Here is an 8206-nt window from a genome sequence, read left to right on the forward strand (position 1 = left end):
TCGAGTTTCGTACAGGGAATTCCGCAGGGTGTGCGCCGGCACGATCGCTGCTCCGCACGCGAGAGACGCGCGCGTGCAGCAGTGGCGGGCCGGAGCTATGCCCATCTGTGGACAACACCTTCGCGGCACGCAAGAAGAAGGCCGCCGACTCGAGCACACGGACGAGCCGTCGGCCGGCGGTGAGCAAGCGCCGCTGAGATTTGCGACCTCGCTCCACCACGGAGCGTGAGCCGCAAGCAGGCCGGGGTGGGACGCCCAACGGACGTCCCACCCCGGTTCATCGCCTGGACCCCCTCCACATCACCACCCCCAGGAGGCCCCTCCTCAACAACCACCCGTCCCCAGGCCTCCCCCGCCGACGCGCGCTCCAGGCCACACGCGCCGGCGACGCTCGCGTCAGCCGCGCTGCCTCAGGAGCATCCGCTCGTCGCGCCGCAGTTGGTGCAGCGGTAGCACGAGCCGTTTCGGATCATGATCGAGCCGCAGTCGGAGCAGCTCGGCGCGTCCGCCTGCTGGCTGAAGGTCACCATGCCGGTGCCAGCCGCGGCGGTGAGCCGGCCACGGACGTCGACCTCGACCGACGCCACGGCCTGCGTGTCGCGCGCCGCCTCCTCGTGCTCCGTGAGCCCGACCTGCGAGCGCTTGTCCGCGGTGAGGAAGCGCACGCCGAGGAAGCGGAAGATGTAGTCCGTGAGCGACTTCGCGTACGGGATCTCGGGGTTCTTGGTGAAGCCCGAGGGCTCGAAGCGCACGTGGCTGAACTTGCTCACCAGCGCGTCGAGCGGCACGCCGTACTGCAGGGCCAGCGAGGTCAGCGTGGCGATGGTGTCCATCAGGCCGGAGATCGTGCTGCCCTCCTTGGCCATCTTGATGAAGATCTCGCCCGGCGTGCCGTCGTCGTAGAAGCCGACGTGGATGTAGCCCTCGTGCCCGGCGACGTCGAACTTGTGCCGGATCGAGCGGCAGTCGGCCGGCAGCCGACGGCGCACCGGCTGGAACTCCGGCGAAGCCGACGGCGCAGGCGCTGCGGTGGCGACCGCCGTCGACGCGGCCGGCGCGGCTGCGGCGCTCTCGCTGCGCTCGCGGCCGTCGCCCTCGCCGCGCGAGGTGTTGAGCGGCTGCGTGCGCTTGCAGCCGTCGCGGTAGATCGCGACCGCCTTGAGCCCGAGCTTCCACGCCAGCATGAAGGCGTCGAAGACCTGCTCCGGCGTCGTGTCCGCCGGCATGTTGATGGTCTTCGAGATCGCGCCCGAGAGGAACGGCTGCACCGCGCCCATCATGCGCAGGTGCCCCTCGGGCGAGATCGCGCGCGAGCCCTTCGCCGGCTTGAAGGCGCAGTCGAAGACCGGCAGGTGCTCGTCGCGCAGCCCCGGCGCGCCCTCGATCGTGTCCTCGGCCTCGAGGTACTCGACGATCGCCTGCACCTCCTTCGAGTCGTAGCCGAGGCGCTTCAGCGCGCTGGGGACGGTGCTGTTGACCATCTTCAGCATGCCGCCGCCGACGAGCTTCTTGTACTTCACCAGCGCGATGTCGGGCTCCACGCCGGTGGTGTCGCAGTCCATCATGAAGGCGATCGTGCCGGTCGGCGCGAGCACCGTGGTCTGCGAGTTGCGGAAGCCGTGCTCGCGACCGAGCGCCAGCGCCTGGTCCCAGGCGGTGCGCGCCGCGTGCAGCAGGTCGAGCGGCACGTGCGACGACGACAGCTTCATCGCGTGGCTGCGATGCTTCTCGATCACGCCGAGCATCGGCTCGCGGTTCACCGCGTAGCCCTCGAACGGTCCGAGCGCGGCGGCGATGCGCGCCGACTGCACGTACGCCTCGCCGCACAGCAGCGCCGTGACCGCGCCGGCGTACTGCCGTCCGACCTCCGAGTCGTACGGCATGCCGAGCTCCATCAGCAGCGCGCCGAGGTTCGCGTAGCCCAGCCCGAGCTCGCGGAAGGCATGCGCGTTGCGGGCGATCTCCGGCGTCGGGTAGCTCGACGCGTCGACGATGATGTCCTGCGCGGTGATCAGGATGTCGACCGCGTGACGGAACGACGCGGTGTCGAGCTCGCCGTTCTCGCCGAGGAACTTCATCAGGTTGATCGACGCCAGATTGCAGGCCGAGTCATCGAGGTGCATGTACTCGCTGCAAGGGTTCGAGGCGTTGATCCGCCCGCTGTTCGGGCAGGTGTGCCAGGCGTTGATCGTCGTGTCGAACTGCATGCCGGGGTCGCCGCAGAAGTGCGCCGCCTCGGCGATCATCCGCATGAGGTCGCGCGCGCGGAACGTCTCGGCGACCTCGCCCGAGGTGACGAAGCGCGTCTGCCAGGTGCCGTCGTTCTCGACCGCGCGCATGAACTCGTCGGTGACGCGCACCGAGTTGTTCGCGTTCTGGAAGAACACCGAGCTGTACGCCGGGCCGTCGAGCGAGCCGTCGTAGCCGGCGTCGATCAGCGCCCAGGCCTTCTTCTCCTCCTCGGCCTTGCAGTTGATGAACTCGACGATGTCCGGATGCTGGACGTCGAGCACGACCATCTTGGCCGCACGACGCGTCTTGCCGCCCGACTTGATGACGCCCGCAGAGGCGTCCGCGGCGCGCATGAACGACACCGGGCCCGACGCCGTGCCGCCGCCGCCGAGACGCTCCTTGGAGGAACGGATGCGCGACAGGTTGACGCCCGAGCCGGAGCCGCCCTTGAAGATGATCCCTTCGCGGCGGTACCAGTCGAGGATCGACTCCATGGTGTCGTCCACCGACAGGATGAAGCACGCCGAGCACTGGGGTTTGGGCTCCACGCCGACGTTGAACCAGACCGGCGAGTTGAACGACGCCTTCTGCTTGATCAGCAGGTGGGTCAGCTCGTCGGCGAAGATCTCGGCGTCGGTGGGCGACGCGAAGTACCCCTGCTCCTCGCCCCAGGTGCGGATCGAGCGCACGACGCGGCCGATGAGCTGCTTGACGCTGGTCTCGCGCTGCGGCGTGCCGAGCGGACCGCGGAAGTACTTCGAGGCGACGACGTTGGTCGCGAGCTGCGACCAGGCGGCGGGCACCTCGACGTCGTGCTGCTCGAACACGACCTCGCCAGCCTCGCCGGTGATGACCGCGTTGCGTCGCTCGAAGACCTCGGTTTCGATCGGGTCGATGCGAGGCTGCTCGCGAGGGTCACGCCGCCGCGCGTCGGGCGTCGTCGTGAACCAGCGCCGGAAGGTGAGCCCGCGGCCCGGCTTCGCGTCCTGCCGCGCCACCGCAGGCGCCCCGGCGTCGCGCCAAGGCGCCTCGCCGCCCGGCGTGTGGGCTGCGGCCGAAACCGGCGTGCCCTGTGCCTTGCCGTTCGTCGCGTCGTCCGTCACACGATTCCCCAGCGTCGAGATATCCACAGCACGCCCCCCTCTCCGGTGCCCGCTCGACGAGCGCACCATCGTGCCGATCGAACCGGGCTCGTACCGCCTGTGCCGCCGGGTGCCGCCCCTTGCTCCTACCCCGCGGCCCCTGCGCTCGCCCTTGATCTTGTGTGGCTCAGGTCATTGCCACACTAGATCTAGTGCTGTCAAGGGAAGGCGGCCCGATTCGTCCGAGAGGCGCTCGAGCCGCGTCCGCCAAGGGGCTCCGGACGTCAAGCGATGATTCCGAAGCTGCGCGAGCTGCTCTCCGACGTGCTCCGAGGCGCGGGCCTCGAGCCCTCGAGCGACCTCTGGCAGATCGCCGAGACCTGGAGCGCGACGCTCGGCGCGCGCATCGCGCGGCACGCGACACCGGTGCGGCTCGCGCGCGGCGAGCTGGTGGTCGCGGTCGGCGACGCGGTCTGGCGGCAGGAGCTCGCCCTGCTCACCGCCGACATCGCGGCGCGCCTGAACCAGGCGCTCGGGCGCGACGTCGTGCAGCGGATCCGGCTGGTCGGCGGCGAGGTGACGCTGGATGCGGCGCTCGCCGCGCGCGAGCGGGACCGAGAGCGACGGCGGCTGCCGAGCGACGCGAGCGCGATCGCGGACGGCGCACGGAGCGCGCGCACGCCCGCCGCGACGCCGACGCACGAGCCGAAGGGCGAGCTCGCGGCGGCGCTGCGCTCGCTCGCGGCCAAGCGAACCGAGCGCCTGGTCGCCGACGGCGCGCTTCGCCGTCGCGCGCGCTCTCATACTTGACGCAGCCGGCGCGGGGACCGGTCGAGCCAGCAGCCACGGGGGTTGACGATGCGGATGCGGGAACCGAGCTTCGGACGGCGCGCGATGGGCTTCGGCCGCCGCGTGCTGCTCCTCACCCTCGCGGTGGTGGTGCTCGTGGCGATCGGCGTCACGCTGTGGGCGGGAACGTCGAGACCCAAGGCGACGCTCACGTCGGAGGTCGAGGTCGTCGGGCGCGCCACGCCGCTCGCGCTGACGCTCGACGCGGGTCGCAGCGGCCTGCGCTCGTGGAAGGTCCTGCTGCGCGGCGCGAACGGCGAAGAGACGGTCGTCGCGGAGGAGGAGCTGCCGCGCGACGGGCTTCTCGGCAGCAGCGTCCGCTCGCGCACGGTCGACGTCGTCGTCGACGCGCGCGCGGCGGGCCTCGCGGAGGGCCCGGCGCAGCTCGTGGTGACGGCGCGCGACTGGTCGCCGCTGCGCTTCTGGCGCAGCGAGGGGACGATCCTCGAGCGTCCAGTCACCGTCGACCTGACGCCGCCGAACGTCGCGGTTCAGGGCGGGCAGCACTACTTGACGCGCGGTGGGAGCGACGCGGTCGTCTACACGGTGAGCGAGGACGCCGTCCGCTCCGGGGTCGAGATCGGCGACTACTTCTTCCCCGGCGAGGCGGGCGTGGTCTCCGACCCCGCGGCGCGCGTCGCGCTCTACGCGATGCCGCACGACGTCGAGCCGACCGCGCGGCCCAAGGTCGTCGCCGAGGACGCGGCCGGCAACCGGCGCGAGACGCCCTTCCCGGTGACGGTGCGCGACAAGACCTTCCCGAGCGAGGAGATCGTCATCGGGGACGACTTCCTGACCATCAAGGTTCCCGAGATCCTGTCGGTCAATGAGCTGCAGCCGGCGGCCGATCCGGTGCAGAGCTACCTGCTGATCAACCGCGACCTCCGCCGGCAGAGCGAGGAGCGCCTCCGGGAGATCGTCGCATCGAGCGAGCCGCGGCTGCTCATCGACGGCGCCTTCCGGCAGCAGCCGGGGAGCAAGGTCGGGTCGCGTTTTGCCGAGCGCCGGACGTACCGATACAACGGCGAGGTGATCGACACCCAGGTCCACCTCGGCTACGACCTGGCGTCCGTCAAGCAAGCGCCGGTGAACGCCGGCAACGCAGGAAAAGTCGTCTACGTCGGCAACCTCGGCATCTACGGCAACGTCGTGATCATCGACCACGGGCTCGGACTGTCCTCGCTCTACGCGCACCTCAGCAGCACCGAGGTCGAGGTGGGCCAGGAGGTCGCGAAGGGCCAGCAGATCGGACGCACCGGCGAGACCGGGCTCGCGGGCGGCGACCACCTGCACTTCAGCATCATGCTGCGCGGCCACCACGTCGACCCGGTCGAGTGGTGGGATCCGAAGTGGCTGAACAACCGCGTGCTCGCGCAGATCGAGCCGCCCGCACCGGCCGCGACGCCGGCGCCCGCAGCGGCGCCGCCGGCCGAGACCGCCGCGCAGGCGGCGGAATCCTGACGTGGCGCGCGCGACCGACAGCTCGCGCACGCTGCGCGACCGGCTCGCTGCGCGCGGCCTCGACGTCGAGCGTCCGCTCGAGGCGCTCGCGGGACTCGAGGCGCGCTGGGGCGAGGAGCCCGAGCTCGAGGCGGAGGTCGTCGAGCTGCTCGGCGCGAGCGACGAGCCCGCGGCCGGCGAGCGTCTCTCTGCGCTGACCTCGCGCACCACCAACAAGAACGTCAAGCGCGCAATCAAGCGCGCGCTCTACCGCCTCGAGCAGCGCGGCCTGTGGCGCGCGCCCGAGGCGCCGCCGCCCCCGCCGGCGAGCGCGCTGCTCGGTCCGAGCGAGGACGAGCCCGAAGCGTGGGCGACCGCGATCGACCCTTCCGGCAGCCGGCTCGTGTGGATGGCGCGGCGCACCGCGCAGGGGATGGCGTCGCTGTCCGCGGTGGTGAACGACGTGCAGGGGCTGCTCGAGTTCTACGCCGGCGCGACGACGCGCAAGATGCTGCGCCAGACGCAGCGCGACCTGTCGGAGCGCAGCGGCGTCGCGCTCATCGAGATCCCCTGGCAGCACGCCGACGCGCTGCTGATGCGCGCGCTCGAGCGCGCCACCGATCGCTCGCGCGACGCCGAGGTGCGGCGCGCGCGCGACGAGATCGTGCCCCATCCGCCGGCGTCGCCGCCGCCTCCCCCGGTCGACGCCCTGCTCGACCGTGCCGCGGCGGCCGCCGATCCGAACGCGCTCAAGGAGTCTCTCGCCGCGCTGCGCGAGAAGGAGCTCGGCGGCTGGCTCTTGCCGCGCGACTGGGTCGAGCCGGCGCTGACCCGGATCGAGGACGCGCAGACGTCGGTGCTGGTGATCAGCCCGCAGCAGCGCGAGGAGCGTCTGCGTGCGGAGCTCGAGCGCGCGACGCAGGAGGTGCTCGACGACGCCGAGCGGCGCGCGCTCTTCGCCGAGCGGCTCGACGAGAGCGCGTACCTGCTCGCGCGCCGTGGCCGCATGGACCTCGCACGCGCGCTCGTCGCCGCGGCCGAGGCGGCGCGCGCCGGACGGCCGATCGCCGAGATCCCGGTGCTGGCGGAGATCGCGCGACGCTCGCTCGTGCTCGCGCTCGAGATCAAGGCGCAGCGCGCGCAGGAGCAGGCGCAATCTTCGCTCATCGTCACGCCGGCGCAGGCGCTCGCGGAGCAGCAGCGCCTGCGCGGCCGCTGAGCGACGCATCCTGCGCGACGGATCCGGCTTCGCGTCGCACGCCGAGCGCAGCGGCCCGCGCTGGTCGTCGTGCGCTCTGCGCGGCGGCGGCGGCTCGAGGCCGCGCGCTCGGCACGGCGCCGGCGACGGCTCGTCGTTGCACGATCAGCGCGGCGGCTCCGACGCCGGCGTCCCCTCCCCGTCCCTGGCGCGCAGCATCTCGCGCAGCTGCAGCGTCGCCGCCGACGGCTCGATCTCGTAGAGCGCCGCGCCGAACGGCGCCTTGCGCGGATCGACGAACCAGTCGTAGAGCTGCTGGCCCTGCACGCGGGTGACGAGCCGCGGCGTGTTGTTCTTGATCGTGCGCAGCGTCTCGCGGTCCTCGCCGCGCAGCAGCAGGAAGACGCGCTGGCCCGCGACCAGCGACCGTCCGATGACGCCGTCGCGCGACACCACGAGCAGCGGGAGCTCGCCGAAGTAGTAGGCGTTGACGCCGACGTAGTGGCGCAGGTTCTCCATCGGTCGCCCGAGCCCCTCGCTGGTGAGGACCAGCGAGCCCGGCGGGATGACCTCGCGGACGACCCGACGCGCGCGCTCGATCTGCGGCCGCTGGTACGGGTCGCGGCTGCCGCGCGAGGTCGCGACGATCGACAGCGCGAGACCGGCGAGCGCGAGCGCGGGGAGAAGCGGCGCGAGACGGTTCAGCGCGCGTCCGGCCTGCGGCACGAGCGGCAGCAGCGCCGACACCGCGAGCGCGACCGCGAGCACGCTCTCGCGCACGCCGATCCCGGGCAGGCGCAGCTCCTCCGGCAACACGTTCTGCGCCAGCACCACGGCCGCGGCGAGCAGCGCCGCGATCCGCCAGCCGTGCGTCCGCCGCTCGTCCGCGACCAGCCGGCACGCCACCGCGGCTCCCACCGCGGTGAGCGGCATCAGGCACAGCGCCGCGCCCGCGAGGTAGCGCGCGTCGGGGTGCGACCAGCAGCTGTAGAACGGCACCGCCACCAGCGGGTACGGCGCGAACGCCGCCGCGAGCGGCCGTCGCACGCGGATCCCCCACACCACGCCGAGCAGCGTCAGCACGCCGAGCCAGCCGAAGGACTTCCCGAGGTGCGCGAGGTTGCCGGGCAGCGTCTGCAAGAGGTTCGCGAGCTTGAAGGCGCCGCCCGAGTCGAAGGTCATCTGGGCGAGCACGAGCCACGGCGTCCCCAGCACGGAGAGGACCTCGCGGAACTCCGCGCCCTGCGTGAACGCCAGCGGGTGCCCCTGCGTCACCGTGTTGTAGGCGAAGAGCGGCAGCGCGCCGACGAGGAACGCGACCGCGCCGAGGAGCGCGTCGCGCAGCCCGCCGCGCTCGATCCGGAACAGCACGCCGAGCGACACGCCGTAGAGCACCGCGTCCGGA

The 8206-nt window shown here is 72.2% G+C and carries 5 protein-coding genes; 3 read left to right on the plus strand and 2 right to left on the minus strand.

Features of this window, described 5'->3' with window-relative positions; genetic code table 11:
• Nucleotides 1-410 precede the first annotated feature (410 nt).
• Nucleotides 411-3230 (minus strand): vitamin B12-dependent ribonucleotide reductase, encoded by a 2820-nt coding sequence (locus VIS07_02905; GenBank protein HEY8514443.1) that lies wholly within the window; start codon nt 3228-3230, stop codon nt 411-413.
• 375 nt (nt 3231-3605) lie between these two features.
• On the opposite strand from VIS07_02905, the gene VIS07_02910 reads away from it, so the two are divergent.
• From VIS07_02910 to VIS07_02920, 3 genes are read left to right on the plus strand one after another with little or no spacing between them, the layout of a single operon-like run.
• A complete protein-coding gene (locus VIS07_02910) occupies nt 3606-4124 on the plus strand; it encodes a DUF721 domain-containing protein (GenBank protein ID HEY8514444.1) in 519 nt (172 codons plus the stop codon).
• 48 nt (nt 4125-4172) lie between these two features.
• Nucleotides 4173-5624 carry a M23 family metallopeptidase gene (locus tag VIS07_02915; protein HEY8514445.1) on the plus strand — a complete coding sequence of 484 codons (1452 nt, stop codon included), beginning with the start codon at nt 4173-4175 and terminating at the stop codon, nt 5622-5624.
• A gap of 1 nt (nt 5625) precedes the next feature.
• Complete coding sequence (locus tag VIS07_02920) at nt 5626-6822, plus strand: hypothetical protein (GenBank protein HEY8514446.1); 1197 nt, start codon at nt 5626-5628, stop codon at nt 6820-6822.
• A 144-nt stretch (nt 6823-6966) separates the two neighbouring features.
• On the opposite strand, the gene VIS07_02925 is transcribed toward VIS07_02920, so the two are convergent.
• On the minus strand, nt 6967-8206 hold a 1240-nt coding region (locus tag VIS07_02925; GenBank protein HEY8514447.1), incomplete at its 5' end, for a hypothetical protein.

It is taken from the genome of Candidatus Binatia bacterium (genome assembly GCA_036563615.1).
Taxonomy (GTDB): domain Bacteria; phylum Desulfobacterota; class Binatia; order UBA12015; family UBA12015; genus DATCMB01.

Coding starts and splice junctions, on each gene's coding strand:
- VIS07_02910 (HEY8514444.1), top strand. CDS start 3,606: ATGATTCCGAAGCTGCGCGAGCTGCTCTCCGACGTGCTCCGAGGCGCG.
- VIS07_02915 (HEY8514445.1), top strand. CDS start 4,173: ATGCGGATGCGGGAACCGAGCTTCGGACGGCGCGCGATGGGCTTCGGC.